We start from the raw sequence: 26,951 nt of genomic DNA, 5'->3' as shown, positions 1-26,951 counted from the left end.
GTCTCCCAGACGTGAAGCCTCCCTGTTCAACTTGCCGGGCCCTTGGGCCCGGCATTTTTCTTTGGGGCCCCTGCAAACCGCCGGACCGAAAAAAAAAATGGCCCGCGCCCGGTCAGTCCGGGGTCGCGGGCCTGGATATGGCTGCTGGAGGAACTCGGAAAAGCGGGGCCTGAGCGCCGCCGGACCCTACATGAAGATGTTCTCCTGGGCGTCCATGCCCTTGTAGAGGTCGGCCACGTATTCGGCGTAGCCGTTGTAGAGCAACGTCGGCACCCGCTCGTTGAGGCCCAGCACCCGCTCGCTCGCCTGGCTCCAGCGCGGATGCGGCACCTCCGGGTTCACGTTGGCCCAGAAGCCGTATTCGCTGCCCTGGATGACTTCCCAGAAGGACTTCGGCCGCTCGTCGGTGAACTCGAAGCGCACGATGCCCTTGATGTGCTTGAAGCCGTACTTCCACGGCACGGCGAGGCGCAGCGGCGCGCCGTTCTGCTTGGGGATCGGCTTGCCGTAGAGGCCGGTGGCGATGAAGGCCAGGTGGTGGCGCGCCTCGGCCATGGTCAGGCCCTCGACGTAGGGCCAGGGATACCAGGCGGCGCGCTGGCCGCCGGCCGTGTCCGGATCCTGGAAGGTCGTCATCTTTACGTACTTGGCCGACGACAAGGGGCGGGCGAGATCGACCAGCGCCTTCAACGGAAAGCCGCTGTAGGGCACCGCCATGGACCAGGCCTCGACGCAGCGGTGGCGGTAGACCCGCTCCTCCAACGGCATCTTGGCCAGCAGATCGTCGATACCGATCTCCTGGGGCTGCTCGACCATGCCGTCCAGGGTCACGGTCCACGGCCGGATCGGCAAGGCCTGGGCCTTCTGCCAGATGTTCTTGGAGGAGCCGAACTCGTAGTAGTTGTTGTAGGTCGTGGCCAGGCTCTCGTCGGTGACCGGCCGGTCCAGCATGTAGTCGGGATTGCGGCCCACGGGATAGAGCTTGGCCGAGGGGTCCTCGCCCGCCGCGGCCTGGGCCGGCGTATCGTCGCAAGCCGCCAGCAGGCCGGCAGCGCCCAGCAGGACGGGCCCCGCGGCCGCGGCCTTCAGCAGGCGCCGGCGATTGTGGAACACGCTTTCAGGCGTCGCCTGAGATTCGGGGATTTCCCATCCCCTCTTGATGCGGATCAGCATACGACGACCGCTCCCTTCAACTGCCTTGGGGTCCGCGATACCGTTCAAGGAGGTAGCGCGGCGGCGCGAGGGCGACAATTCAACTAAACGAGAGCCCCCGCCCCGGACCGCGCGGGAAACGCCGAAAACCGCGGGCTGCGGGCGGATTCGACGGGATTTCCCGACGTCCGCGCGAATAGCCGCGCCAAGATTCCCGTCACGGTTAATAAATTGGAAAGAGCGGTTTGCTATCCAGTAATGAAGCCAGAGTGGATTTTCGCACAATAATGTTACCGAGGGATCTCGGGGGCCATCGACCGCCATGGCGGATCTGTCTCTTTCGCTCACCAAGCGATTCGCGCTCTTTGCCGGGCTCGTCGTAATCGCCGCCAGCGTGCTGATGATCGGCATGTACAAGCAGGTCGCAAGCGACGATCTGAACGCCATGGCCGAGCGCAGCAACACCGCGGTCGCGCAGATCTTCTCCAACGTGGTCTGGGACGCCCACGCCGGCTTTCTCACCACCGCGCATTTCCTCTCGCCGGATGCGATCCGCCGCCACCCGGAAACCCAGGCGATCCAGAAGAGCCTGCTGACGCGCCTGCGCGGGCTGTCGATCCTGAAAATCAAGATCTACGACCAGAACGGCCTCACCGTCTTCTCCACCGAACTCGCCCAGATCGGCGAGGACAAGAGCGCCAACGCGGGCTTCCTGGCGGCACGCACCGGCCACGGCGCCAGCGAGTTGACCCATCGCGACACCTTCAGCGGCTTCGAACAGACGGTCGAGGACCGCGACGTGCTGGCCAGCTACGTGCCGATCATCTCCGCCTCCGGCAGCATCGAAGGCGTCTTCGAGGTCTACTACGACGTCACCGATCTGCTGGCCACGATTCAACGGCGCCAGACGGTGCTGCAGATCGTGGTCGGCAGCACCTTCCTGCTGCTCTACCTGCTGCTGATCCTGGGAGTTTGGCTCAGCGAGCGGCAAACCAGGCGGCACTACTTCAAGAACCTGGACCTGGCCCGTGCCGCCGCGCGCGCCGAAGAATCCAACCGGCTGAAGTCGGAATTCCTGGCCACCATGAGCCACGAACTGCGCACGCCGCTCAATGCCATCCTCGGCTTCTCGGAGATTCTCAAGTCCGAGATACCCGGCGCCAGCAGCGACGAAACCCGGCGCGAATATGCGCACAGCATCTGGTCGTCCGGCCGGCACCTGCTGAACATCGTCGACGACGTGCTCGACATGTCGAAGGTCGAAGCCGGCGAAATGCCCCTGGACCGCGAGGCGTTCGACGCCGTCCATCTGCTGGAAAGCTGCCTGCGCCTGGTCGAGAAGCAGGCCGAGACCGACGAGGTGACCCTGACCTCCAACGTCGCGAGCGGCCTCCCGGCCGGCTACGGCGACGAACGGCGCATCAAGCAGGTGCTCATCAACCTGCTGTCCAACGCCGTCAAGTTCACGCCCGAAGGCGGCGGCATCAGCGTGTGGCTGGGCGCCGCGCCCGACGGCGCCTTGCAGTTCACCGTCGCCGACACCGGCATCGGCATCCAGCCCGGCGACATCGAAAAGGTACTGACCCCCTTCGGCCAGGTGGAGACCAGCTACGCGCGCCGCTTCGGCGGCACCGGATTGGGCCTGCCCATCGCCAAGTCGCTGGTCGAGATGCACGGCGGCAGCTTCACCCTGGAGAGCATCCTCGGCGAAGGCACCAAAGTCACCTTCACCCTGCCCCCCAAGAGCACGGCCAAAGACAGCACCACCCAGGACGCGGCGCTGTGCGGCCCGGCGGTGCCGGTGCCGGCCTAAACCCGCTGCACGACCGCTCCGCCGCTCAAGCCTCGCCGCCTTGGCGCTGGGCGATGACCTGCTGGGCCAGCTTGCCGGTCAGCTCCTGCAGATGATCGAAACGCCAGTCGAAACTGCCGACCCCCACGGTGAGCGAGCGCAGTTCGATGATCAGATCCTGCAGCTCGGCCTCGGGCAGGTGGCACTTGAGGGCGTCCCAACCCTTCCAGCCGGCCTGCATCTCGAAGCCGAGGATCTGGCCGCGCCGGCCCGAGACCAGCGAGTGCACTTTGTTGGTGAACTCGTTGGGCACCGTGATGGTGACTTCGTAGATCGGCTCCAGCAGCACCGGCTCGCAGTTCGGCATGCCTTCGGCCATGGCCAGGCGGCCCGCGGTCTTGAAGGCCTGGTCGGAGGAATCGACCGAGTGATGCTGGCCGTCGAAGAGCGTCACCGAGACATCGACCACCGGGAAGCCCAGGGGGCCGCGCGAAAGGTACTCCTTCGCTCCATGCTCCACGGCGCCGATGTACTGGCGCGGCACCGCGCCGCCGACCACCTTGTCGACGAACTGAAAGCCCTCGCCGCGCGGCAGGGGATTGATCTCCACCTGTACGTCGCCGAACTGGCCGTGGCCGCCGGTCTGGCGCTTGAAGCGCGAATGCTGCTTGGTTCCCTTGCGGATGGTTTCCTTGTAGGCGGTCTGCGGACGCGCCGCGTCGACCTCGACGTTGTAACGGTTCTTCAGCCGGTCGACCGCCAGCTTCAGGTGGATATCGCCCTGGCCGCGCAGCAGCATCTCGTGGGTGTCCTCGTTGTGCTCCAGCGCCAGCGAGGGATCTTCCTCGATCAGCTTGGCGAGGCTCGACGTCAGCTTCACTTCGTCCTGCCGGTTGTGCGGACGGATGGCGAGGCTGAAGACCGGCCTGGGCACCTCCGGCCACGGCAGCCCGGCCTCGGGCTGGCGGCCGTCCCCGGTTAAGAGGTCGCCCGTCTGCAGGGTCTCCATGCGGCCCAGGGCGACCAACTCGCCGACGCCGGCGCTGTCGATCTTCCGTGTTTCCCCGCCCATCAGGTGGTAGAGGCCGGAAATCCGGTCGTCGCCCAGGGTGTCGCCGTCTTTCACGCCGCCGCGCCAGATGCGCGCCACCGACATCTTGCCGGTGTGCGACTGGTGATAGGTGCGGATCACACTGGCGGCCAGGGCTCCGTCGCCCGGGGCGCCTTCGGGCACGCCCAGGCGCGCGGCGGTCGCCGCCGGCTCCGGCGTTTCGTGGCGCAGCGCCTTCAGCAGGCGGGTGATGCCGTGGCCCTGCTCGGCCGAGCCGAAGAGCACCGGCACGATGAGGTCGTCCGCCAGGTCCTTGGCGATCTGTTCGTAGATCTCGCCGGAGGCCGGGACCTTGTCCTCCAACAGTTGCTCGAGCAGACCGTCATCGAAGTCGGCCAGGGATTCCAGCATCTCCTGGCGCGCTTCCGCTTCGCGGTCCTTCACCTGGTCGGGCATTTCGATGAGGTTAGACTGCTTGTCGAGGTTGTAATGCCAGGCCCGCTCGCTCACCAGGTCGACGAAGCCGGTCACCTCCTCGCCTGCGCGGATCGGCACCTGGCGCAGGACCAGCGGACGGTCGGAAACCGATTGCAGGGACTCCAGGACGTCGCGCACCCGCAGCGTCGTCTTGTCCATCTTGTTGACGAAGAGGATGTGCGGGATCTGGTGGTCATCGAGAAACTTGAAGATCGGCGCCAGGGTCAGGGCGCGTTCGGGCTCCGGCGAGGCCACGACCACGGCGACGTCGACACCCATGAGGACGGCGTGGGTGTCCTGCGCCAGTTCGATGGAGCCGGGGCAGTCGATGAAGGACCAGGTCTCGTCGAGATAGGAGCAGTGCGCGAAGTTCGGTTCCGTAGTCATCTGGCGTTCGCGCGCCTCGGGGGCGGAATCCCCGACGCTGTTGCCTTCGACGACCGAGCCTTTGCGGTGGATGGCTCCGGTTTGCAGGAGCAGGGCTTCCAGCAGGGTGGTCTTGCCGCTGGTATAGGGTCCCACGATGGCGGCGCAGCGCGCCGCCGATACCGATCTGGACGTCATGGCTTCCTCCCTCCGCCCCGAGGGTGGCTCCATGAGGGACCGGACCATGCGTTTCCCCATGTGAGACCTGGGGCGAACTGTCCTTGTTGTGAATGGGCTAAAGCGGCCTTCCTGGACGTTTTTAGACCTTATGTGGGCCTATGGTTTCAAAGAAGGCGGCAAGCTGGCAACCAAAAAGCGGGCCCGTTCCGGGCAGCGGCGGCCGATGTCACGGAAATTCAGTGACTTCCGGGCCGCAAGGCCGAATAATACGGCTTGGCTTTCGGCCTGCGAGACAGTCCCCTCCGCCCCGGGCGACGGGGTTGTTTTGGTATGGCCGGATTCCCCTCAACCACACCCAGGACGCAATGGGACCAGAGACATGACCGCGCAGGTATTCATCGACGGCGAAGCAGGCACCACGGGACTTCAGATCCGGGCGCGCCTGGAGGCGCGCGCCGACGTGCGCCTGATCCGCCTGGCCGATGACGAGCGCAAGGACCCGGATGCCCGCGCGCGCGCCCTCAACGCCGCCGACCTGGCCATTCTCTGCCTGCCCGACGAGGCGGCGCGCGAGGCCGTGAGCCTGATCGACAACCCGGAAACGCGGGTGATCGACGCCAGCACCGCCTACCGCACCGACCCGGAATGGACCTACGGCTTTCCGGAGCTGGATGCCGCGCAGGCCGCCAAGGTCGCAGCCTCCAAACGGGTCAGCAACCCCGGCTGCTATCCCACCGGCGCCATCGCCCTCGTCCGCCCGCTGGTCGACGCCGGCGTGCTGCCGCGGGACTTCCCGGTCACGGTCAACGCCGTCTCCGGCTACTCCGGCGGCGGCAAGAACCTGATCCGCCGCTACGAGGAGGCCGGCGCGCCCGACCACCTGGCCAACGCCTACCGCGCCTATGCCCTGGGCCTCGCCCACAAGCACCTGCCGGAAATGCAGGTCCATGCCGGGCTGGACCACACGCCGCTCTTCGTGCCGGCGGTGGGCAATTACCACAAAGGGATGCTGGTGCAGGTACCGCTGCAGCTCTGGGCGCTGCCGGGCAAGCCGTCGCCCGACGACTTGCGCGCCCTGCTGGCCGAGCGTTATGCCGGCGCGGACTTCGTCAGCGTCGCCCCTGCCGAGGACAGCGCGGGGCGCGAAGACCTCGACCCGGAGGGTCTGAACGGCACCAACGACATGCGCCTCTACGTCTTCGGCAACGCCGCCGGCGACCAGGCGCTGCTGGCCGCGGTGCTCGACAACCTGGGCAAGGGCGCCTCCGGCGCGGCGGTGCAGAACATGAACCTCATGCTGGGCCTCGACCCCCAGGCCGGCCTCTCCGACCGCCTCGCCGCCTGACGCGGCGCGGCGGCCCGCCTCAATTCAGCTCGTATAGCCTGCGTACTTCGGCGATGCGCGGCTCTTCCTTCAGGGCCGCGCAGAGGCCGCCGATACGCGGCAGCTCGCCGGCCGGCGGATACCAGTCGACCAGCATCATCAGGTAGATGTCGGCGGCGCCGAAGGTCTCGCCGAGCAGAAAGGCGTCGGCCTCCAGCGCCGCCTCGAGGATCGCGAAGAGAGACTCCAGGTCGCGCCCGGCCGCTTGCCGGACGCCCTCGGCGCCGGCCGGATCGGTGGTGAAGCGGCCGGCGTAGTAGCGGCGCAGGATGGCGCCGTAGACGTTCACCGCCAGGAACACCAGCCAGCGATCGAAGACCGCCCTTGCGCTGCCGCCGGGGGCAGGCGCCAGCCTCGCCTCTGGAAAGCGTTCGACCAGATGCAGCACCATGGCCGCGGATTCGGTGATCGTCTCGCCGTCGGGCAGCCGCAGCAGTGGGATCTGGCCCAGCGGATTGAGCTTGCGATAGGCCTCGCCCTGATGCTCCTTGCCGTCGTAGTCGACCCTTTGGCGCTCGAAGGGCGCGCCGGCCAGCGTCAGCACCGCATCGGGCGCGAAGGCGCCGGTGTTGGGGGCCCAATAAAGCCTATACATCGCTCTCTCCGCCGGACGTTCCGGGCGGCACTCTAGGGCAAAGCTCTCCTGTCAAACCACGGACATTGTTCCGGCCGGCATCCCCGGCAGCAAGAAGGGGCGGCCCCTGGGGGCCGCCCCTTCCTCTGTCACGCCAGGACTTAAGCTTCAACTGCCCCGGTCAGGCACTGCCCCTAGGCACTTTGGCGCACCTTCTCCAGGAAGGCCCCGACTTCCTTCTGCAGGTCGTTGGCGTCGCCGTTCAAGCCCTCGATGGCGCTGACGGCCTGCTGGATGGCGGTCATGGTCTGCTCCGAGGCGGCTCGCACCTCCGAGATGGTCGTCGACACCCGCGCGGTATCGCTGGCCGCCGACTCGACGTTGCGGCCGATTTCCTGGGTGGCCGCGTTCTGCTCCTCCACCGCCGAAGCGATGGCGGTGGTCGACTCGTTCACCTGGCCAATGACGCCGCGGATGCTGGCGATGGCGGAGACCGCTTCCGCGGTCGCCTGCTGCATGGCGTTGATCTGGCCGGAAATCTCCTCGGTCGCCTTGGTGGTCTGGGAGGCCAGGGTCTTGACCTCGTTGGCCACCACGGCGAAGCCCTTGCCGGCTTCTCCGGCGCGCGCCGCCTCGATGGTGGCGTTGAGCGCCAGCAGGTTGGTCTGCTCGGCGATCTCGTTGATCAGCTTCACCACATCGCCGATCTTCTGCGCGGCAGTGTCGAGCGACTGCACCGTCTCGTTGGTGGAATCGGCCTCCTTCACCGCCCCGGCGGCGACCTTGGCCGACTCGCTGGCGCGGCGGGCGATCTCGGAGATCGAAGCCGACATCTCCTCGGCGGCGGCGGCGACGCTGTCGACGTTGCCGCTGGCGCCTTCGGCCGCGCCGCTCACCTGAGTGCTCTTCTCGCTGGTCTGACTGGCGAGGTCGCGCACCTGTCCGGTGGAGGCATCGAGGTGCTCCGCGGCGTCCAGCACCGACGTCACCTTGTGGGCGACCGATTGCTCGAACTCGCTGGCCAGGGCGTTCATGGCCTCGCGCTTCTCGGCGGCGGCGCGCCGGTCCTGCTCAGCCCGCTCCTGCTCCAAACGTCGCTTTTCCAGGGCATTCTCCTTGAACACCTGAACCGCGCGCGCCATGTCGCCGATCTCGTCACCCTGTTTCTGATAGGCGACCTCCACTTCGGTGTCGTCGCGGGCCAGACGGTTCATGACCTCGGAAAGGCGCGGCAGCGGACGCAGCAGCCTGCGGAACATGAAGAAGGCGATCAGCGCGGTCACCAGAACCGTGATGCCCGCGGTTACCGCCAGATCGGCGGCCAGCTTGTCCAGGATCGCGGTGATGTTGGACTTCAGCACGCCCGCGTAGAGGATGCCGATAACCTTGCCGTCAGGGGCGAAGATCGGCGCGTAGATGGTGTAGTAGGCCTTGCCCAGGATGATCGCCTCGCCGCGGAAGGTCTCGCCCTTGGTGACGACCGGATAGACCGCGCCCTTCTGGCCCAGCGGCGTTCCCACCGCGCGGCTGCCGTCGTCCTTCTTGATGTTGGTGGTGCGCCGCCAGAAATCTTTGGTTTCCTCGTCCCACACGAAGACCGTCGCGGTCTCGCCGGTCAGGTAGCCGACGCGGTCGATCATCTCGTGGTTCGAGAACTCGGGCAATTGGTCGACGGCGATCCGCTCGACCTGCGAACCCTTCCTGGTCACCTGCAACTGCGGATAGGCTTCCGCGAAGATATCCGCGGCGATGCGCAGGCTGGCGGACTGGCGCTCCACCACCTGATGGCGGATCTCGCCCTGGATGGCAAAGACCGCGGCCGTGGCGCAGGCCGCGGCGGCCACGACGATGAGGACGATGGTCAAGGCCATCGTCTTCGTGGTGAGTCTGATGCTCCTGACGGCTGAAAAGGGGCTCATCTCTCTCTCGCTGACAGCGTTGGCTTGCCACCGCCGTCATGGAAAGAGGCGGTCTTGAACCGCGCGATCCTCGCCAAATCAACTTAGAAAACAGTAAAAAATCCGGAGCCCGGAAGTCTTTTAAGTAGAGAAAATATCCCTATGCACCCGCTCCGGGTTCATCCGCCCGGGCCCGTCATGGCGCGAGAGGCGGCCGTCGATCGAACCATGGCCGGGCCTGCTCGAATTGCGCCGCCAAGGCCAGAAGCGTGGCCTCGTCCCCGACCCGCCCCGCAATCTGCACCCCGACCGGCAGACCCTGCGGAGTCCAGTGCAGCGGCAGAGAGGCCGCCGGCTGGCCCGACATGTTGAACATCTGGGTGAAGGCGACATAGGGCTGGACCGCCCGGTTGAAGCCGTCGAAATCGTCGCGCATCGTGTCCAGCACGCCCAGCCGCGCCGGCGGCTGCGCCAGGGTCGGCGTCAGCAGCACATCGTAGCGCCGGAAAAACCCCGCCAGCGCGAGCCCGACCTGGCGCACGGCGTTGACCGCGCGGAGATACTGCACCGCCGTCACCTGCCTGCCGCGTTCGGCGAAGAGCCAGGACTGAGTCTCGACATCGCCGCGGCGAGCGCCCTCGGGGCACAGAGGATTCCCCGGCGAGAGGCTGTCGGCGATGTTGGCGGCAACGATCGTCACCATGGCCGCGCGCAGGTTCTGGTGGTCGATGGCCGGCGCGGCCTCCTCGACCTCGTGGCCAAGCTCCGCCGCAAGGACGGCCGCCGCCTCCACCGCCGAACGGCAGTCCGGATGCAGCGCGACATCCTCCGGCGGCGCGGCGCTCCAGGCGACGCGCAGTGGCCCGGGCGCACGCCCCGCGGCCTCCAGGAAGGAGGTTTCCGGCTTCGGCAGGCTGTAGGGCAGATGGCGCGGCGGGCCGCAAGTCGCATCCAGCAGCGCCGCCGAATCCCGCACGCTGCGGGTCACGGCATGGAACACCGCGAGCCCCGCCCAGGCGTCACTGGTGAGGTTGCGCCCACGGCTGGGCTTCAGCCCGAAGAGGCCGCAGCAGGAAGCCGGGATGCGGATCGAGCCGCCGCCGTCGGAGGCATGGGCCAGAGGAACCATGCCCGCGGCCACCGCCGCCGCGGCGCCGCCGCTGGAGCCGCCGGCGGAATAGTCCGGGTTCCAGGGGTTCCGCGTCGGCCCATGCTGGCGGGATTCGGTGGAGACGTTGAGGCCGAACTCCGAGGTCGCCGTCTTGCCGACCACGGTCAGGCCCGCCGCGCGCCAGCGCCCCGCCATGGGATCGTCGAAGGGCGCGCGGTAATCCTTGAGCCAGGTGCTGCCGTTGCCGCAGGGCCGGCCTTTCTGGAAGGTGTAGAGATCCTTCAGCAGGAAAGGCAGCCCGGCGAAGGGCCCGCCGGACGCTCCGGCCGCGAGCTCCGCCCGCGCGTCGTCGTAGAAGCGGTGGACCACCGCGCCGACCGCCGGGTCGCGCGCCTCGATGCGGGCGATGACCGCCTCGAGGATCTCCAGGGAAGAAACCTCACCCCGGCGGATCAGGTCCGCCAGGGCGAGGCCGTCGTGGTCGTCGAGGAGAACGTCGACGGACAAGGCCCGCTCAATCCGAGAGGGCTTCGCAGGCCTGCTTGATGCGCGTGCAGGCTTCCTTCAGCGCCTCGGTGGAGGTGGCGTAGGAAACGCGGAAGTGCGGCGAGAGGCCGAAGGCCTCGCCCTGCACCGCGGCCACCCCGACGGACTCCAGCAGGTAGGTCACGAAGTCCTCATCGGTTTCGATCGTCTTGCCGTCCGGCGTCTTCTTGCCGATGCAGCCGGCGCAGGAGGGATAGACGTAGAAGGCGCCCTCCGGCTTGTGGCAGTGGATGCCCGGGCAGTCGTTCAGCATATCGACCACCATGTTGCGGCGTGCCTTGAAGGCCTCGGCCCGCTCGGCGATGAAATTCTGGGCACCGTTCAGCGCCTCGACCGCGGCCGCCTGGCTGATCGAGGAGGGATTGGAGGTCGACTGCGACTGGATCTTGGCCATCGCCTTGATGAGCGGCTGCGGGCCGGCGGCGTAGCCGATGCGCCAGCCGGTCATGGCATAGGCTTTCGAGACGCCGTTGACCGTCAGGGTGCGCTCCTTCAGCTTGGGCTCGACCTGGGCCGGGGTGACGAACTCGAAGCCGTCGTAGACCAGGTGCTCGTACATGTCGTCGGTCATCACCCAGACGTTCTCGTGGCGCAGCAGCACGTCGGTCAGCGCCTTCATCTCCTCGGCCGTGTAGGCCGCGCCGGTCGGGTTCGACGGGCTGTTGAGGATGATCCAGCGGGTCTTCGGCGTGATCGCCTGCTCCAGCGCCTCGGGCGTCAGCTTGAAGTTGTGGTTGGCGCCGCAGGGCACGCTCACCGGCTCGCCCTCGGCCAGCAGCACCATGTCCGGGTAGGAGACCCAGTAGGGGGCCGGAATGATGACCTCGTCGCCCGGGTTCAGGGTCGCCATGAGGGCGTTGTAGAGCACCTGCTTGCCGCCGGTCCCCACGGTGATCTCGGCCGGGCTGTAGTCCAGGCCGTTCTCGCGCTTGAACTTGTCGCAGATCGCCTGCTTCAAGGCCGGGGTGCCGTCGACCGCGGTGTACTTGGTCTGGCCTTCCTGGATCGCCTTGATGGCGGCCTGTTTGATGTTGTCCGGGGTATCGAAGTCCGGCTCGCCGGCGCCGAGGCCGATCACGTCGCGGCCGGCGGCTTTCAACTCCGCCGCCTTGGTGGTGACGGCAATGGTGGGCGAGGGCTTGATTCGCGACAAACGTTCCGCGATCACGGACATCGGATGAACTCCCGGATTGCATAAAAAACCGCCACTCGGGCGGATCAGCGGCAACTTAGAGCCTTCAAGGCGCAATTGGAACCGGCAAGGCCGCATGTCGGGCATGCCCGGCCGAGATTCCGCGGCCGGAGCGGCTGCCCCAAAAGCATCCAAAAGCATCACGGAATCGCCTTATTCCCGGTCCGCTGCCGCCACGCTCGGCGTGCCTCATACCCCAGGACCAACATCCGCCCGTGGCCTCCACGCCATCTCCAAGCCAACACCTGGCAAGTCAACACCCTGGGGGGACCAAGACATGCGACACGACCTGCTGCCACATCCGTCATTCGGCGCTTTCCCGCCCCGGCTCGGCCGGGCCGTCTTCCGCGACGCCCTTGTCATCGCCGGCACCCTGGGCCTGGCGATCCTGGTCCTCCTGGCCTCCCTGGCGCTCCGCAGCCTGCCCGCCGCCGCCCAGAGCGAACCGCTGGACCTGCGCGCCGGCCTCTACTTTCCCAGCAGCGAGGCCGGCCGGGCCCTGGAGGCGCCGACCCTGAAGACCGACGTGGACATGGCGGTCAACGGCATGGTGAACCGGGTGACGGTGCGCCAGGTCTTCCACAACCCCACAGACCGCTGGCTGGAAGGCATCTATATCTTCCCGCTGCCCGAGCGCTCCGCCGTCGACCGCCTGACCATGGTCATCGGCGAGCGCCGGGTCGAGGGCCGCATCCTGGAGAAGGCCGAGGCCCAGCGCGTCTACCAGGAGGCGGCGGCCAACGGCCAGCGCGCCAGCCTGGTCAGCGCCGAGCGCCCCAACGTCTTCGCCACCCGCATCGCCAACATCGGCCCCGGCGAGGACATCACCGTGGAGATCGGCTTCCAGGACAAGGTCGCCTACGAGAACGGCGTCTTCTCCCTGCGCTTCCCCATGGTGGTGGCGCCACGCTACACGCCCGCCCCCAAGGCCGACATCGCCGAGGCTCCGGCGGCCCCGCAGCCTGCCCCGGCGGTGGTACGCCAGGCCACGGCCGAGGAGCCCCGCGACCTCTTCGGCCCGGTGGATATCGACGACACGGTCCACAACCCGCTGTCGCTCGACATCGCCCTCAATGCCGGGGTGCCGCTGGCGAAGGTGCAGAGTCTCTACCACCCGGTGGTCATCGACAGCGGCGAAGACGGCCGGCAGGACATCACCCTGCGGGATGACGAGGTGCCCGCCGACCGCGATTTCGTGCTGGAGTGGACGCCGGTCGCCAGCGCCGCGCCCCGTGCCGCCGTCTTCGCCGAGCAGGTCGGCGCCGACACCCACCTGCTGGTCATGATGGTGCCGCCCACCCAGGACGCCTCGGCGCCCCGCCAAGAGACTCAGGGGCCGCAGGCCGCCTCTCCCCGGGAAGTGATTTTCGTCATCGACACCTCCGGCTCCATGCACGGCGCCTCCATCGACCAGGCCAAGGCCGCGGTCGTCGCCGCGCTGAAACGCCTGAACCCGCAGGACCGCTTCAACGTCATCCAGTTCAACGACCGGACTCACGCCCTCTTCCCGCGCGCCGCGGCCGCGAGCGTCGGCAACGTCGCCCAGGCCTGGCACTACGTCAGCGCCCTGGAGGCCGAGGGCGGCACCGAGATGCGCCCGGCCCTGGAACGGGCCCTCGCCAACGGGAGCGCCGCAAAGGCAGACGGCTTCCTGCGCCAGGTGGTCTTCCTGACCGACGCGGCGGTGAGCAACGAGGCCGAGCTCTTCGGCCAGGTCGCCGAGCGCCTGGGCGACAGCCGCCTCTTCACCGTCGGCATCGGCTCGGCCCCCAACAGCTACTTCATGCGCAAGGCCGCAGAACTGGGCCGCGGCAGCTTCACCTACATCGGCGACCTGGACGAGGTGGGCGAACGCGTCGACGCCCTGCTGGCCAAGCTGGAGCGCCCGGCCCTGACCGGCATCCGCGTCGGCTGGCCTTTGAGCGCCGGCAAGCGCCTGGAGATCTATCCCACGCCCCTGCCCGACCTCTACGCCGGCGAGCCGGTGACCTTCGCCGCCCGCCTGGAGGGGGTCGACCTGGCGCGCCTGGACGGCCAACTGCTCCTCACCGGCGACGCCGCCAGCGGCGCCTGGCAGCAGCGCGTGCCGCTTGCCGGCCTGACCGAGGCCCCCGGCGTCGCCGCGATCTGGGCCCGCGCCAAGCTGGTGCAGATCGAAGACGGCCTCTATCGTCCCCATGACGCGGACGGTGCGGGTGTCGACGGCCAAGGCGTCGACAGGGCGGCGATCCGCGCCGAGGCCCTGGGCGTCGCCCTGAAGCACAAGCTGGTCACCCGTTACACCGCCCTGGTCGCCGTCGACGACGCCGTCGCCCGGCCCCGGGACGAGACCCTGCACAGCACCGAGGTGCCCCGCGACCTGCCGCAGGGCTGGGACGCGGAAAAGGTCTTCGGCGAACAGGCGGAAGTGCTGCACGACGAAGCCGCGCCCGCCGCGCCGAGCGGCGGCGGGGCGATGCGCTCGCGCGCCCTGCCCGAGTACTTCCTGCAGCAGGCCAAGGCCGCCGACGGCCAGCCGGTGATGCTGCCGCAGACGGCGACGCCGGCCGAGCGCATGGCCATCGTCGGCGGCGCCTACCTCGGCCTGGCCCTGGCGCTGATCGTGCTGGTGATGCGCCGGCGCAAGAGGGCCGGCCTGCATGGCTAAGGCCTTCACCTTCGACCGGCTGCTGGGGGGCCTCGCCCTGCTGTTCCTGGCCCTCGGCCTGTGGCAGCTCGGCGGGGCCGCCCTCATCCACGGCAAGGCCTGGCTGGCCCAGCGCCTGCTGGACCGGGCCTGGAGCGCAACCCTGGCCGGCGCGCGCGAGGTCAGGCCCTGGCCCTGGGCCGATACCTGGCCGGTGGCGCGCCTGCAGGTGCCGGACCTGGATGTCGACCTCTACGTGCTGGCCGGGGCCAGCGGACGCACCCTGGCCTTCGGGCCCGCCGTGGTCGCGGGAACCGAAGGCCTGGACCACCGCATCCTCAGCGGCCACCGCGACACCCACTTCGCCTTCCTGCGCGAGCTCGCCGCAGGCAGCCGTTTCCGGCTGCAGAACCCGGAGGGCCGCTGGCAGGACTTCGCCATGCGCGGCCACCGCGTCATCGACGTGCGCCACCCGGTGCTGGCGCAGGCAGCCGCCGCGGGACAGCCCCTGGTGAGCCTGGTCACCTGCTACCCCTTCGACGCGGTCACGCCGGGCGGGCCGCTGCGCTATGTGGTGACGGCCGAGGCCGTCGCCGCAGGCGGGGAAACCACCGCGCCGCAGGGACAGGCGGCGCTGCCCATCAACCAGTTCGGGGGGACCAAGAACGGAGCCAGGAATGGAGAAGGTATCCCCGATGGACGCCTGTAACCTGAATGCTGTTTGACCCGGCGGAGTTCGCCGGAGAGTCGCCCCTGGCGCCCGGCTCGGCGCTCAGGCGCTGGCTGACGCGCGGCTGCCTGGCCGTGGTGCTGGCCGTCGGCCTCGGCGCCGCGCTGCTGCTCTTCGCGCCGCTGGTGTAGCCGCCAGCCCCCTCTCCTGACAGGCAGTTGACAGGAGGAGGACAGCCGCGCCGCCCCTCGCCCCTGGCCTCGGGCGGGGGGAAGCGCATATAAAGGGGCATGTCGAACCCGGTCCTCAGCCCCTTTCCCGCGAAACCGGCGGAAGTTCCCGCCGGCACGCCCTTCCGCATCCACTCCGACTACACGCCGGCCGGCGACCAGCCGCAGGCGATCAAGGAGCTGACCCAGGGCCTCACCGAGGGCGAGCGCGACCAGGTGCTGCTCGGCGTCACCGGCTCCGGCAAGACCTTCACCGCGGCCCAGGTCATCACCGAGGTGCAGCGCCCGGCGCTGGTGCTGGCGCCCAACAAGACCCTGGCCGCCCAGCTCTACGCCGAGATGAAGTCGTTCTTCCCCGACAACGCGGTGGAGTACTTCGTCTCCTACTACGACTACTACCAGCCGGAAGCCTACGTCCCGCGCAGCGACACCTACATCGAGAAGGAAAGCTCGATCAACGAGCAGATCGACCGCATGCGCCACGCCGCGACCCGCGCCATCTTCGAGCGCCGCGACGTGGTCATCGTCGCCTCGGTGTCCTGCATCTACGGCATCGGCTCGCCGGAGACCTACGCCACCATGACGCTGGAGGTGAAGTCCGGCCAGGAGGTCAACCGCGCCGACCTGCTGAAGAAGCTGGTCGAGCTGCAGTACAAGCGCAACGACACCGCCTTCCACCGCGGCACCTTCCGGGTGCGCGGCGACACCGTCGACATCTTCCCGGCCCACTACGAGGACCGCGCCTGGCGCCTCACCCTGTTCGGCGACGAGGTCGAGACCATCCACGAGTTCGACCCCCTGACCGGCGACAAGACCGACACCCTGGACGCCATCAAGGTCTACGCCAACAGCCACTACGTGACCCCGCGCCCGACCTTGCAGCAGGCCGCCAAGCAGATCAAAGAGGACCTGAAGATCCAGCTCGACCTCTTCACCAAGCAGGGCAAGCTGCTGGAGGCCCAGCGCTTGGAGCAGCGCACCATGTTCGATCTGGAGATGATCGAGGCCACGGGCTCCTGCGCCGGCATCGAGAACTATTCGCGCTACCTCACCGGGCGCAATCCCGGCGAGCCGCCGCCGACCCTCTTCGAATACCTGCCGGAAGACGCGCTGCTGTTCGTCGACGAGAGCCACGTCACCGTGGGCCAGCTCAACGGCATGTACCGCGGCGACTACTCGCGCAAGTCGACCCTGGCCGAATACGGCTTCCGTCTGCCGTCCTGCATCGACAACCGGCCCCTGAAGTTCGAGGAGTGGGAGCAGATGCGCCCGCAGACGGTCTACGTCTCGGCGACGCCCGGCCCCTGGGAGCTGCAGCAGACGGGCGGTGTCTTCGTCGAGCAGGTCATCCGCCCGACCGGCCTGATCGACCCGATCTGCATCATCCGTCCGACCGAGAGCCAGGTCGACGACCTCATCGCCGAATGCCGCGACGTGGCCGCGAAGGGCCTGCGCACCCTGGTCACCACGCTGACCAAGCGCATGGCCGAGGACCTGACCGAGTACCTGCACGAGGCGGGTCTGAGGGTGCGCTACATCCACTCCGACGTCGACACGCTGGAGCGCATCGAGATCATCCGCGACCTGCGCCTGGGCGTTTTCGACGTGCTGGTCGGCATCAACCTGCTGCGCGAGGGCCTGGACATCCCCGAGTGCGCCTTGGTCTGCATCCTGGACGCCGACAAGGAAGGCTACCTGCGCTCCACCACCTCGCTGATCCAGACCATCGGCCGCGCCGCGCGCAACGTCGACGGCCGCGTGGTGCTCTACGCCGACCGGATGACCGACAGCCTGATGGCGGCGCTGGAGGAGACCAACCGCCGGCGCGAGAAGCAGCAGGCCTACAACGCCGCCAACGGCATCACGCCGGAGTCCATCAAGAAGCAGATCGCCGACATCCTGGAGAGCGTCTACGAGCGCGACCACGTGACGGTGAAGACCGGCGACGCCGAGGCCATGAACCTGGTCGGCCACAATCTGCAGAGCTACATCGCCGACCTGGAAAAGCGCATGCGCGAGGCCGCCGCCGACCTGGAGTTCGAGGAAGCCGCGCGCCTGCGCGACGAGATCAAGCGCCTGCAGGACCACGACCTGGGCCTCGACAAGCCCGGCATGCCGACCGGTGAAGGCGGCTTCGCCGACCGCATCGCCCAGGCCGGCGCCGCCAGCAAGTCGCGCGCCAAGCGAAGCGGGGGCAGGTACCGCAAGTCCCAGGGCAAGCGGCGCTGAGAGCCGGCCCCCTTGAGCTTCGAAGCGCAAATCGCCCGACTCTTCGCCATGGACGAGGCCACCTGGGCGCGCCACGCCAATTCGTGGAGTGTCTGGACGCGGATAACCACCCTGCCCCTGCTGCTGGCGGCGATCTGGTCGCACGCCGTGCTGGCCTGGGGCGCCTTGCTGCCGGTGGCCGGCGCCGCGGCATGGATCTGGTTGAATCCGCGCGTCTTCAGCCCGCCGCGGTCGACCGATAGCTGGGCCTCGCGCGCCACCTTCGGCGAAAGGCTCTGGCTGGAGCGCAAGTCCCGCGCGATCCCGCGGCGCCATCGCCAGGCGCCACGCGTACTGGGGGTTCTCAGCGGCCTCGGCTTTCTCCTCGCTCTTGCCGGCGCTGTCGCCCTGGCCTTCTGGCCGATGCTCGCCGGCCTGATTCTCTGCCTGCTGGCCAAGCTGTGGTTCTGCGACCGCATGGTCTGGCTTTACGAGGACATGGCCGGGGCCGACAGCAGCCTGCGGGAGTGGGTGAAATGAACGGCGCTCCCCGTAGCGGTCAGGTCTTCATCGATGCCGACGCCTGCCCGGTGAAGGCCGAGGTCTACAAGGTCGCCGAGCGCCACGGCTGGACCGTACAGGTCGTCGCCAACGACATCATCGCCCTGCCGGTCCATGCGCTGATCAAGCGAGTGGTGGTGGGCGACGGCTTCGACGCCGCCGACGACTGGATCGCCGAGCGCGCCGGACCGGGCGACGTGGTGATCACGTCCGACGTGCCGCTGGCGGCGCGCTGCGTGAAGGCGGGCGCCGCCGTGCTGGCGCCCAACGGCAAGGGCTTCTCCGACCGCTCCATCGGCATGGCGCTGGCCAGCCGCAACCTCATGGCCGAGCTGCGCGAGGCCGGCCAGGTCACCGGCGGACCCAGGCCCTTCTCGCAGCGCGACCGCTCGGCCTTTCTCTCTGCCTTGCACGAGACCATTGAAAAACTGAAGCGGACGAGGCGCTGATACGCCGGCGCCCGTAGGAAAGGAGCGCTAGAGCATGGCTGCCGCGGCGCAGGTCGCCGCATGCTCGCGGCAGGCGATGCAGACCTTGTTGCGGCCGCCTTCCTTGGCTTTGTATAGCGCCTTGTCGGCGGCCTTGAGGCAGGCCTGGTCCTTGCAATCGAGGGAAAAGGGCGCGACGCCGATGCTGACGGTGATGTGGATCGTCTGCCCCTCCGGCAGCGTGAAGGGTGTTTCGGCCACCCGCTCGCGCATCCGTTCGGCGATGCGCCCGGCAATGCTCAGGTCGGCGGCGCGCAACACCAGGGCGAACTCCTCGCCGCCCACGCGCGCGAGAAAATCCTCGCCGCGCAGAGTCTCGCGCAGCACCGCGGCCAGGGCACGCAGTGTCGCGTCGCCGGCGCCGTGTCCGTAGGTATCGTTCACCTGCTTGAAGTGGTCGATGTCGATCACCGCGATGGAGGCCGGGGCGGTGCTGCGGCTCATGGCCGCCTGCACCCGCTCCAGTTCGTCCATGAAGGCGCGGCGGTTGGGCAGCCCGGTCAGTTCGTCGGACAGCGCCTGCGCCGAGAGTCGCGCCAGCAGGGCGTCGCGTTCCGCCTCCAGTTTCCTGCGCGGGCGATAGTCCTGCATGATGGCGCCGAAGCAGCGCTTGTCGTCGGGCGGCGGGATCTCGAAGGCGCGCAGGCCGACGGGAATCTCCTCGCCGTCGCGCGCGACGATGGAGAACTCACGCACCGCGCCCATGATGTGAAATTGCGGGCCGGCGTCCAGATAGCGCTTCAGGTACTCGTTGTGCACGGCGGCAACCGCCGGCGGCAGGATCTTGGCCAGCGGCTGATCCATCAGTTCCCGGCGGTCGTAGCCGCTGAGCGTCTCGGCGGCCGGATTGACATAGCGGATGATGCCCTCTTCATCGATCACCCATATGGCGTCGAGGGCATTGGTCAGCAGATCCTCAAACAACGGAAATCCCCAAAGCGACCCTACTCCCGCGTCTGGCTTCCTGGCGCCTGCCGCTGGAGGCCGCAACCTCTGCGACCGGCCGCCGGACCTCAACAACCACAACGCTAATCATTCCGTCTAAGAATCTGCCTTAGAAGATTAAAAATGAGCTTAATGAACATCTTGTGAGACCCCGCCGGCTTGCCAAAACCGCGAAGGCGACCGAGATGTAGACGGACAGCAACCCCAACGGGGCCGGATCCCGGCGAGAGAACGCCACCGGCCGGAGGACACGAAAGGCCATGACCGCGAAGGTGAAGAAGGGCCGCGAAGAACTGCGCCGCACCCTCAGCCAGGAGGAATTCCACGTCACCCAGGAGGCGGGCACCGAGCGCGCCTTCACCGGGCGCTATCACGACTGCAAGACGCCCGGCACCTACCACTGCGTCGTCTGCGGCGAGCCGCTGTTCTCCTCGGCCACCAAGTACGACTCCGGCACCGGATGGCCCTCCTTCTACGCGCCGGTGGACCAACAGGCGGTGGCGACCAAGGAAGACCGCGGCCTGTGGATGCGCCGCACAGAAGTGCTCTGCTCCGCCTGCGACGCTCACCTGGGCCATGTCTTTCCCGATGGGCCGGAGCCGACGGGCCTGCGCTACTGCATGAATTCCGCGGCCTTGAAGCTGCGTCCGGCCGAGCCGGAGGACGGCGAGCCCGGCTGACGCCAGCGTCCCGCCCGCAAAGACTTTCATTGAAATTGCCGCCGGGGATCGACATTTAAGGGCGGCTCGGCCATTGTGCCGCCCGCCAAGGCGGCCCAATTGGAATAAGAGCGCTCCGCTTCAGGGGGCGCCGGGCCGCAGCCGATCGACGTTCAACCAGCCTGGTACCCACATCCGGCCATGACAGCTATCGCATTCCTGCAAGCCGGAGGTGGTTTGGCCCTGCTCTTTGTCGGCGGCGAAATCCTGCTGCGCGGGGCCGTCGGACTGTCGCTGCGCTTCGGGCTGTCGCCCTTGCTGATCGGCCTGACGGTGGTCGCCCTGGCGACTTCCATGCCCGAACTGGTGGTGACCCTGACCGCCGGCGTGCAGGGCGTGCCGGACATCGGCATCGGCAACGTGGTCGGCTCCAACATCGCGAACATCCTGCTGATCCTGGGCCTCGCCGCCCTGCTCTGCCCCATCGAGCGGGAGCCCAGGCGCATCCTGCGCGACACCGGCGCCATGGTGGCGGCGACCGCCGTCTTCATCGCGATGGCCTGTGCCGAGCGCCTCGGCTTCGTGCACGGCATGGTGATGCTGGTGCTGCTGATCCTCTACCTCGCCTACAGCTACCGGGTGGAGCGGCGCGGCTACAATGAAGCCTCGACCGGCCTGGAGGCCATCGAGGAAGCAGGCGCCACCCCGAAGTCGGCTTGGGTGGCCTGCGGCCTGGTGATCGTCGGCGTCGTCGCGCTGGGCGGCGGGTCCGAGTTGCTGGTGCGCGGGTCCACCACCATCGCCCGCGCGGCCGGCGTCTCGGAGACCGTGATCGGCCTGACGCTGGTGGCCTTCGGCACCTCCCTTCCCGAACTCGCGACCGCCATCATCGCCGCCCTGCGCGGCCACACCGAAGTGGCTCTGGGCAACGTTCTGGGCTCCAACATCTTCAACATCCTGCTGATCCTGGGGGCGCTCTTCGTCATCACCCCTGTGACGGTGGCCCCGGAGATCCTGAATTTCGACATCTGGGCCCTGGCCGCGGCCACCCTCATCGCCGTGCCGGTCATGCTGACCGGCAGACGCATCACCCGGGTGGAAGGCGCCATCTTCGTGTTGCTCTATCTGGCCTTCGTCTGGGTCCAGTTCGACCCGCACAAGGCCGCCCATTTCGGCGCCGCGGCGGCCCCGGCGGTTGAGGCTGCGCCCGCGCGGTCTTAGGATGCCTCTACGAGAACCTACCCTGGTAGAAGCGGCGGCCGGAATCTCACTCCCGAGCTGACCCGGCCGCCCGCCGGAACGAGAGCCCCCATGCCCACGACCGACCCCCGCCCCGACGGCGAGCGCGCCAAGTCCGAAGTGCTGTCGCAGCGCATCCTGATCCGCGATTTGACTCTGTCCTGCAGTATCGGCGTCAGCGAGGAGGAGCGCGCCCGGCGCCAGCGCCTGCGCATCAACATCGAACTGACCGTCGACTATCCGCCGCCCAGCCGCGACAACATCAACGAGGTGGTGAACTACGGCTCCCTGGCCAAGGCGGTGCGCAATCACTGCCTGGACACCACGTTCCGGCTGCTGGAGACGCTGGCCGAAGAGCTCTCGGAGGTCTGCTTCGGATTCGACCCCGTGAGCGAGACACGCGTGCGCATCGAGAAGCTCGACCGCTACGCGGATATCGGTGGTATCGGCGTTGAAATTGCACGCAGACGTAGTGACCGCTAAGCCTTTGGCAAGTTGGCTAAGCCATTGCCGCAGAAGCCAATCCAATCCCGCGAATCAAGAGTTTTACACAAGGCGCCCAAAGCCCCGGGAATTCGTCCTCCAGTAGGCGGCATTTTTGTGACAGTATAGTTAACTTTGATCTTGACTTGATTTTTCATATTAAAAATCAATAAGATAATATCTTTTGCCTAAAAAATGTGCAGGTTAACAAAAATGTAGAATTCCCTAAGGGACTTCTAATGAGGGGGGTGGATAGCCACAGATTTATCCACAGCTTTGGTGGATAGAATCCGGACCGCTTCCCTAAGCTGGGGGCCTTGGCGGTCACATTCCGGCGCAACGGCTTTGCACGCCGCCCGTGCGGCCCCAAATATGGTATCCCAGACTCCCCGAGCGCCCCCAGATAGGCCCAGCCGACCGACCACATGTCCCTCAGACCCTCCACCCGCCGGCTCCCGACGCGATGACCAAGGCGCCCAAACAAACCTCCGGCGACCGCCTGCTGGCCAAGCGCCTGGCCAAGGATCCCTCGGCCGGGGGCAAACGCTCGGCCATGGGCCTGGAGGAACATCCCGCCGAACCCTACTTCGCCGAGGGAGAGGAGAACGCCGCGGCCGGTCTAGACACGGGCGGTCTCGACACGGGCGGTCTCGACACGGGCGGTCCCGACACGGGCGGTCCCGACACGGATGGGCTGGGCGAAGGCTTGGCGCGCGGCGTCCAGGTCATCGCCGGCACGGTGAAGACTCTCTCGGCCAGTCCCGGCGTCTACCGCATGCTGAACCGCAAGGGCGACGCGCTCTACGTCGGCAAGGCGCGCAACCTGAAGCGCCGGGTCACCAACTACACCCAGATCGCCAAGCTGCCACGCCGACTGCAGCGCATGGTGGCCGAGACCGTGGCCATGGAGGTCGTCGAGACCCACACCGAGGTCGAGGCGCTGCTGCTGGAGAGCAACCTCATCAAGCGCCTCATGCCGCGCTACAATGTGCTGCTGCGCGACGACAAGTCCTTCCCCTACATCCTGCTGACCGGCGACCAGGCCATCCCGCAGATCACCAAGCACCGCGGCGCCCAGACCCGCGAGGGCGACTACTTCGGCCCCTTCGCCTCGGCCGGGGCGGTCAACCGCACCATCACCGCGCTGGAGCGCGCTTTCCTCCTGCGCTCCTGCAGCGACGCGGTCTATGCCGCGCGCACCCGCCCCTGCCTGATGTACCAGATCAAGCGCTGCTCGGCGCCCTGCGTGGAACGCATTTCAGCCCCCGACTACCTGGACCTGGTGACCCAGGCGCGGCGCTTCCTGACCGGGTCTTCCCAGGAGGTGCAGCAGCAGATGGCCTCCAAGATGGAGAACGCCGCCGAGAAGCTGGACTTCGAGACCGCCGCCGTCTACCGCGACCGCATCCGCGCCCTCTCCCAGATCCAGGCCCACCAGGACATCAACATCCCCGGCGTCGACAATGCCGACGTCATCGCCGCCCATGAGGAAGGCGGGCAGATCTGTATCCAGGTCTTCTTCTTCCGTGCCGGGCGCAACTACGGCAACCGCGCCTACTTCCCCAGTCACGACAAGAGCCTGGGCATCGGCGAGGTGCTGGGCGCCTTCGTCGCCCAGTTCTACGAGAACAAGCCGGTGCCGCGCCTGGTGCTGCTGAGCCACGGCCTGGAGGAACAGAACCTCGTCGCCGAGGCGCTGAGCACCAAGGCCGAGGCGAAGGTGGAGCTGACGCGCCCGCAGCGCGGCGCCAAGCGCAAGTTGATCGACAATGCCCTGCACAATGCCCGCGAGGCCCTGGCGCGGCATCTGGCGGCGAGCAGCAGCCAGCGCAAGCTGCTGGCGCAGGTGGCGGAGATCTTCGCCCTGGACGGCCCGCCCGAGCGCATCGAGGTCTACGACAACAGCCACATCCAGGGCAGCGAGCCTTACGGCTGCATGATCGTCGCCGGCCCCGAGGGCTTCCGCAAGAACGCCTATCGCAAGTTCAAGATCAAGGACCCGGAAACCGCCGCCGGCGACGACTACGCCATGATGCGCGAGGTCCTGACACGGCGCTTCCGGCGCGCCCTGAAGGAAGACCCGGAGCGCAGCGGCGACCAGTGGCCCGAACTGGTGCTGCTGGACGGCGGCCAGGGCCAGCTCACGGTGGGGACGGAGGTGCTGGCCGACCTGGGCCTGGGCGACCTGCCGATCGCCGCCATCGCCAAGGGGCCCGACCGCGACGCCGGGCGCGAGCGCATCTTCCTGCCGGGCAAGCCCTCCTTCATGCTGCAGCCGCGCGACCCGGCGCTGTATTTCCTGCAGCGCCTGCGCGACGAGGCGCACCGCTTCGCCATCGGCACCCACAGGGCGGGGCGGAGCAAGGCACGCCTGCGCTCGGCGCTCGACGAGATACCGGGCATCGGCGCCCGGCGCAAGAAGGCCCTGCTGCTGCACTTCGGCGCCGCCCGGGCGGTTGCCCGGGCCGGACTGGCCGACCTGGAGGCCGTGGAGGGCATTTCCAAGACAGTGGCCCGCAAGATCTACGACCACTTCCACCGGGACGGTTGAAGATGGGGTGGCGCAGGATGTTCAGCTCAAGCAAACGCTTAACCTAGCGGCCGATTTCCGGCCTCCAGGGCCGCCCTGGCCTCTGGGTCGCGCCGGGCGGCTATGCTACAACGACGCAGAAGACAAAGCGCTGCCGGCAACCGCGGCAGGCGCTTCTTCAGGAGGAAAAACCGGGGTCATGCTGACCAGCCTGCCGAACATCCTGACCGTGTCGCGTATTGCGGCGATCCCGCTGTTGCTTGCGCTGATCTATGTAGATACGCCGTTCTACCGCTGGATCGCCTTCGCCGGCTACGTGCTGGCCTGCATCACCGACTACTTCGACGGCTATCTGGCCCGCCATATGAACCAGATTTCGCCGCTGGGCCGCTTTCTCGACCCCATCGCCGACAAGCTGCTGGTCGCCACACTGATCGTCATGCTGGTGGCGACCCAGGAAATCGCCGGGCTGGCGGTGATCCCGGCCATCATTATCCTGGCCCGTGAGATCCTGGTCTCCGGCCTGCGGGAATATCTGGCCGAAATCAAGGTCTCGGTGCCGGTGACAAAGCTGGCCAAGTGGAAGACCGGCATCCAGATGCTGGCTCTTGGCTTCCTTATCGTCGGCGACGCCGGGCCAACCGCGATTCCGGTCTCGCTGATCGGCGAGATCGGGCTGTGGGTCGCCGGCATCCTGACGGCGGTCACCGGCTATGACTATATGGCCCGCGGCCTGAAGCACATGGTCAGCGAGGAAAGCGGGCGCGGATGAACAGCGAGGCAGAAATGAAGGTCATCGGCCTGGCCGGCTGGAGCGGCAGCGGCAAGACCACGCTTATCGTTCAGTTGATCCCCGCCCTGGTGCGCCGCGGCCTTAAGGTCTCGACCATGAAACACGCGCACCACGCCTTCGACGTGGATAAGCCGGGCAAGGATTCCTACGAGCACCGCGCCGCCGGGGCGACCGAGGTGATGATCGGCTCCGGCAAGCGCTGGGCGCTGATGCACGAACTGCGCGAGGAGCCGGAACCGGACAGCCGTGCCCTGATACGGCACATGTCGCAGGTGGACCTGCTGATCATCGAGGGTTGGAAGGCCGAGGGCCACCAGAAGATCGAGATCCACCGTCCTTCGCACGGCAAGCCGCTGATCCAGCCCGAGGACGACCAAGTGGTCGCCGTGGCCAGCGACGAGGCCCTGCCCGGCCTGCCGGTGCCGCGCCTGGACCTCAACGACGTCGAGGCCATCGCCGACTTCATCGTCGCCCACTGCGGGCTTGAGTCGAAGGCCGGGACGCAACGCGCACGGAAAGGCGCGGCAGAGTAATGGCGCAGCTCACCGACGACTGTTTCGCCCACGGCGGACGCCTGATGCGGGTCGACGAAGCGCGCAGGCTGCTGGCCGACATCCTGACGCCGGTGACCGCCGGCGAGGCGGTGCCGCTGCACCGGGCCCTCGGCCGCATCCTGGCCGAGGACGTGGTCTCCCCAGTGAACATCCCGCCGGCGCCCAACTCCGCCGTCGACGGCTACGCCGTCTTCCACGCCGACCTGGACCCGGAGGCCGACACCCGCCTGCCGGTCATCGGCCGCGTCACCGCCGGACAGATGGATCTGCCGGAAGCGCGGCGCGGCGCGACGGTCCGCATTTTCACCGGCGCGAGGCTGCCGGAAGGTCCCGACACGGTGATGATGCAGGAGGACTGTGAGGTCGACGGTGATACCGTCATCATCCGCCCCGGCATCAAAAAAGGGTCCAACGCCCGCAAGGCCGGCGAGGACGTGGCGACGGGAGACGTGGTTCTGCACAAGGGCCAGCGCTTGCGCCCGCAGGACGTCGGCCAGGCGGCGGCGGTGGGCCGCCGCGATGTCAAGGTCTCGACCCGCCTCAAGGTCGGGCTGTTCTCCACCGGCGACGAGCTGCGCGAACCGGGCAGCGCCCTCGAACCCGGCGCCATCTACGATTCCAACCGCTACACCATCCATGGCCTCCTGACCGGCCTGGGCTGCGAGGTCGACGACCTGGGCATTCTGCCCGACGACCTGGACACCATCCGGCGAGCGCTGCAGACCGCCGAGGGCCGGCACGACCTGCTGGTAACGTCGGGCGGCGTCTCCGTGGGAGAAGAGGACCACGTGAAGGACGCGGTCGAGGCGCTGGGCAAGCTGCACCTCTGGCGCCTGGCGGTGAAGCCGGGCCGGCCCATCGCCCTGGGCCAAGTCGGCCGCGTGCCCTTCGTCGGCCTGCCGGGCAACCCGGTGGCCGTGGTGGTCACCTTCCTCACCATCGTCCGCCCGTTGATCCTGCGCCTCATGGGCGGCAAGGACACCCCGCCGCATACCTTCAGGGTGCGTGCCGGCTTCGACCACAAGAAGAAGAAGGACCGCCGCGAGTGGGTGCGCGCACGTCTTGTTGACGATACTTCTGGAGGCCTCACCGCCGAGAAGTTCCCGCGTGAGGGCGCCGGCATCCTCTCCTCCCTGGTCGCCGCCGACGGGCTCATCGAACTGCCCGAGGACCTGACCCGCCTGGAGGCCGGCGCGATGGTGGAATTCCTGCCCTTCAGCGAAGTGGCGCAATAACCTATAT

The 26,951-nt window shown here is 67.8% G+C and carries 21 protein-coding genes and 1 pseudogene; 15 read left to right on the top strand and 7 right to left on the bottom strand.

Annotated elements, in window-relative coordinates; genetic code table 11:
• Nucleotides 1–186: 186 nt before the first annotated feature.
• A complete protein-coding gene (gene msrP / locus AAFN88_RS06715; RefSeq protein ID WP_347519249.1) occupies nt 187–1,173 on the bottom strand; it encodes a protein-methionine-sulfoxide reductase catalytic subunit MsrP in 987 nt (328 codons plus the stop codon).
• A gap of 301 nt (nt 1,174–1,474) precedes the next feature.
• Between msrP and AAFN88_RS06710 the strand changes: the two genes are divergently transcribed.
• Nucleotides 1,475–2,965, top strand: a complete 1,491-nt coding sequence (locus AAFN88_RS06710; protein ID WP_347519247.1) for an ATP-binding protein — start codon at nt 1,475–1,477, stop codon at nt 2,963–2,965.
• Between the two features lie 25 nt (nt 2,966–2,990).
• On the opposite strand, the gene AAFN88_RS06705 is transcribed toward AAFN88_RS06710, so the two are convergent.
• A complete protein-coding gene (locus tag AAFN88_RS06705) occupies nt 2,991–5,036 on the bottom strand; it encodes an elongation factor G (protein WP_347519245.1) in 2,046 nt (681 codons plus the stop codon).
• Nucleotides 5,037–5,397: 361 nt separating this feature from the next.
• On the opposite strand from AAFN88_RS06705, the gene argC reads away from it, so the two are divergent.
• The gene (argC, locus tag AAFN88_RS06700) at nt 5,398–6,363 is read left to right on the top strand and encodes an N-acetyl-gamma-glutamyl-phosphate reductase (protein ID WP_347519243.1); all 966 of its coding nucleotides are present in this window, start codon (nt 5,398–5,400) and stop codon (nt 6,361–6,363) included.
• A gap of 19 nt (nt 6,364–6,382) precedes the next feature.
• Here argC and AAFN88_RS06695 read toward each other — a convergent pair whose 3' ends face one another.
• The 4 genes from AAFN88_RS06695 to AAFN88_RS06680 all read right to left on the bottom strand — a co-directional run bounded on the left by AAFN88_RS06695 (nt 6,383) and on the right by AAFN88_RS06680 (nt 11,705).
• A complete protein-coding gene (locus tag AAFN88_RS06695; RefSeq protein WP_347519241.1) occupies nt 6,383–6,997 on the bottom strand; it encodes a glutathione S-transferase family protein in 615 nt (204 codons plus the stop codon).
• A 173-nt stretch (nt 6,998–7,170) separates the two neighbouring features.
• Nucleotides 7,171–8,895 (bottom strand): Cache 3/Cache 2 fusion domain-containing protein, encoded by a 1,725-nt coding sequence (locus AAFN88_RS06690; RefSeq protein ID WP_347519239.1) that lies wholly within the window; start codon nt 8,893–8,895, stop codon nt 7,171–7,173.
• Between the two features lie 175 nt (nt 8,896–9,070).
• Complete coding sequence (locus AAFN88_RS06685) at nt 9,071–10,492, bottom strand: amidase (protein WP_347519237.1); 1,422 nt, start codon at nt 10,490–10,492, stop codon at nt 9,071–9,073.
• 7 nt (nt 10,493–10,499) lie between these two features.
• Nucleotides 10,500–11,705, bottom strand: coding sequence for an aspartate transaminase (locus tag AAFN88_RS06680; protein WP_347519235.1), 1,206 nt, complete (start codon nt 11,703–11,705; stop codon nt 10,500–10,502).
• 295 nt (nt 11,706–12,000) lie between these two features.
• Between AAFN88_RS06680 and AAFN88_RS06675 the strand changes: the two genes are divergently transcribed.
• The 6 genes from AAFN88_RS06675 (at nt 12,001) to AAFN88_RS06650 (ending at nt 18,467) form a co-directional block, all read left to right on the top strand.
• Nucleotides 12,001–14,370: a marine proteobacterial sortase target protein gene (locus AAFN88_RS06675; RefSeq protein WP_347519233.1), complete on the top strand. Its 2,370-nt coding sequence runs from the start codon at nt 12,001–12,003 to the stop codon at nt 14,368–14,370.
• Nucleotides 14,363–15,058, top strand: a complete 696-nt coding sequence (locus AAFN88_RS06670) for a class GN sortase (RefSeq protein ID WP_347519231.1) — start codon at nt 14,363–14,365, stop codon at nt 15,056–15,058. The genes AAFN88_RS06675 and AAFN88_RS06670 overlap by 8 nt, the downstream gene beginning before the upstream one ends.
• Before the next feature lie 5 nt (nt 15,059–15,063).
• Nucleotides 15,064–15,210, top strand: a complete 147-nt coding sequence (locus tag AAFN88_RS06665) for a hypothetical protein (protein WP_347519230.1) — start codon at nt 15,064–15,066, stop codon at nt 15,208–15,210.
• A gap of 99 nt (nt 15,211–15,309) precedes the next feature.
• Entirely contained in the window at nt 15,310–17,478 is a 2,169-nt protein-coding gene (gene uvrB / locus AAFN88_RS06660) for an excinuclease ABC subunit UvrB (RefSeq protein WP_347519228.1), read from the top strand.
• Nucleotides 17,479–17,490: 12 nt separating this feature from the next.
• Entirely contained in the window at nt 17,491–17,997 is a 507-nt protein-coding gene (locus AAFN88_RS06655; protein WP_347519227.1) for a DUF6653 family protein, read from the top strand.
• Entirely contained in the window at nt 17,994–18,467 is a 474-nt protein-coding gene (locus tag AAFN88_RS06650) for a YaiI/YqxD family protein (protein ID WP_347519226.1), read from the top strand. Before AAFN88_RS06655 ends, AAFN88_RS06650 begins: the two co-directional genes overlap by 4 nt.
• 27 nt (nt 18,468–18,494) lie before the next feature.
• On the opposite strand, the gene AAFN88_RS06645 is transcribed toward AAFN88_RS06650, so the two are convergent.
• Nucleotides 18,495–19,430 (bottom strand): sensor domain-containing diguanylate cyclase, encoded by a 936-nt coding sequence (locus AAFN88_RS06645; RefSeq protein WP_347519225.1) that lies wholly within the window; start codon nt 19,428–19,430, stop codon nt 18,495–18,497.
• A 281-nt stretch (nt 19,431–19,711) separates the two neighbouring features.
• Here AAFN88_RS06645 and msrB point away from each other — a divergent pair, with 281 nt between their 5' ends.
• From msrB to glp, 7 genes and pseudogenes are all read left to right on the top strand, one after another.
• Nucleotides 19,712–20,131, top strand: coding sequence for a peptide-methionine (R)-S-oxide reductase MsrB (gene msrB, locus AAFN88_RS06640; RefSeq protein WP_347519224.1), 420 nt, complete (start codon nt 19,712–19,714; stop codon nt 20,129–20,131).
• Between the two features lie 180 nt (nt 20,132–20,311).
• Entirely contained in the window at nt 20,312–21,331 is a 1,020-nt protein-coding gene (locus AAFN88_RS06635; protein WP_347519223.1) for a calcium/sodium antiporter, read from the top strand.
• 90 nt (nt 21,332–21,421) lie between these two features.
• The gene (locus tag AAFN88_RS06630) at nt 21,422–21,832 is read left to right on the top strand and encodes a dihydroneopterin aldolase (RefSeq protein ID WP_347519222.1); all 411 of its coding nucleotides are present in this window, start codon (nt 21,422–21,424) and stop codon (nt 21,830–21,832) included.
• A gap of 712 nt (nt 21,833–22,544) precedes the next feature.
• Nucleotides 22,545–24,383 (top strand): annotated as a pseudogene (gene uvrC / locus AAFN88_RS06625) (excinuclease ABC subunit UvrC); the annotation flags it as partial.
• 178 nt (nt 24,384–24,561) lie between these two features.
• Nucleotides 24,562–25,134 carry a CDP-diacylglycerol--glycerol-3-phosphate 3-phosphatidyltransferase gene (gene pgsA / locus AAFN88_RS06620; RefSeq protein WP_347519221.1) on the top strand — a complete coding sequence of 191 codons (573 nt, stop codon included), beginning with the start codon at nt 24,562–24,564 and terminating at the stop codon, nt 25,132–25,134.
• A gap of 14 nt (nt 25,135–25,148) precedes the next feature.
• The gene (mobB, locus tag AAFN88_RS06615) at nt 25,149–25,688 is read left to right on the top strand and encodes a molybdopterin-guanine dinucleotide biosynthesis protein B (protein WP_347521642.1); all 540 of its coding nucleotides are present in this window, start codon (nt 25,149–25,151) and stop codon (nt 25,686–25,688) included.
• On the top strand, nt 25,688–26,944 hold the full coding sequence (gene glp, locus AAFN88_RS06610) for a gephyrin-like molybdotransferase Glp (protein WP_347519219.1): 1,257 nt from the start codon (nt 25,688–25,690) through the stop codon (nt 26,942–26,944). The genes mobB and glp overlap by 1 nt, the downstream gene beginning before the upstream one ends.
• Nucleotides 26,945–26,951 lie beyond the last annotated feature (7 nt).

This window comes from Pelagibius sp. CAU 1746 (assembly GCF_039839785.1).
Taxonomy (GTDB): domain Bacteria; phylum Pseudomonadota; class Alphaproteobacteria; order Kiloniellales; family Kiloniellaceae; genus Pelagibius.
The sequence above is the reverse complement of the archived record's forward strand: the minus strand, read 5'-3'. Positions and strand labels throughout refer to the sequence as shown.

Bases quoted from the DNA above. Each gene is read 5' to 3' on its own strand.
- argC (WP_347519243.1), top strand. From the start codon at position 5,398: ATGACCGCGCAGGTATTCATCGACGGCGAAGCAGGCACCACGGGACTT.
- AAFN88_RS06675 (WP_347519233.1), top strand. From the start codon at position 12,001: ATGCGACACGACCTGCTGCCACATCCGTCATTCGGCGCTTTCCCGCCC.
- mobB (WP_347521642.1), top strand. From the start codon at position 25,149: ATGAAGGTCATCGGCCTGGCCGGCTGGAGCGGCAGCGGCAAGACCACG.
- uvrB (WP_347519228.1), top strand. From the start codon at position 15,310: ATGTCGAACCCGGTCCTCAGCCCCTTTCCCGCGAAACCGGCGGAAGTT.
- msrB (WP_347519224.1), top strand. From the start codon at position 19,712: ATGACCGCGAAGGTGAAGAAGGGCCGCGAAGAACTGCGCCGCACCCTC.
- AAFN88_RS06705 (WP_347519245.1), bottom strand. From the start codon at position 5,036: ATGACGTCCAGATCGGTATCGGCGGCGCGCTGCGCCGCCATCGTGGGA.
- msrP (WP_347519249.1), bottom strand. From the start codon at position 1,173: ATGCTGATCCGCATCAAGAGGGGATGGGAAATCCCCGAATCTCAGGCG.
- AAFN88_RS06635 (WP_347519223.1), top strand. From the start codon at position 20,312: ATGACAGCTATCGCATTCCTGCAAGCCGGAGGTGGTTTGGCCCTGCTC.
- AAFN88_RS06630 (WP_347519222.1), top strand. From the start codon at position 21,422: ATGCCCACGACCGACCCCCGCCCCGACGGCGAGCGCGCCAAGTCCGAA.
- AAFN88_RS06670 (WP_347519231.1), top strand. From the start codon at position 14,363: ATGGCTAAGGCCTTCACCTTCGACCGGCTGCTGGGGGGCCTCGCCCTG.
- AAFN88_RS06710 (WP_347519247.1), top strand. From the start codon at position 1,475: ATGGCGGATCTGTCTCTTTCGCTCACCAAGCGATTCGCGCTCTTTGCC.
- AAFN88_RS06665 (WP_347519230.1), top strand. From the start codon at position 15,064: ATGCTGTTTGACCCGGCGGAGTTCGCCGGAGAGTCGCCCCTGGCGCCC.
- AAFN88_RS06650 (WP_347519226.1), top strand. From the start codon at position 17,994: ATGAACGGCGCTCCCCGTAGCGGTCAGGTCTTCATCGATGCCGACGCC.
- AAFN88_RS06680 (WP_347519235.1), bottom strand. From the start codon at position 11,705: ATGTCCGTGATCGCGGAACGTTTGTCGCGAATCAAGCCCTCGCCCACC.
- pgsA (WP_347519221.1), top strand. From the start codon at position 24,562: ATGCTGACCAGCCTGCCGAACATCCTGACCGTGTCGCGTATTGCGGCG.
- AAFN88_RS06695 (WP_347519241.1), bottom strand. From the start codon at position 6,997: ATGTATAGGCTTTATTGGGCCCCCAACACCGGCGCCTTCGCGCCCGAT.
- AAFN88_RS06690 (WP_347519239.1), bottom strand. From the start codon at position 8,895: ATGAGCCCCTTTTCAGCCGTCAGGAGCATCAGACTCACCACGAAGACG.
- glp (WP_347519219.1), top strand. From the start codon at position 25,688: ATGGCGCAGCTCACCGACGACTGTTTCGCCCACGGCGGACGCCTGATG.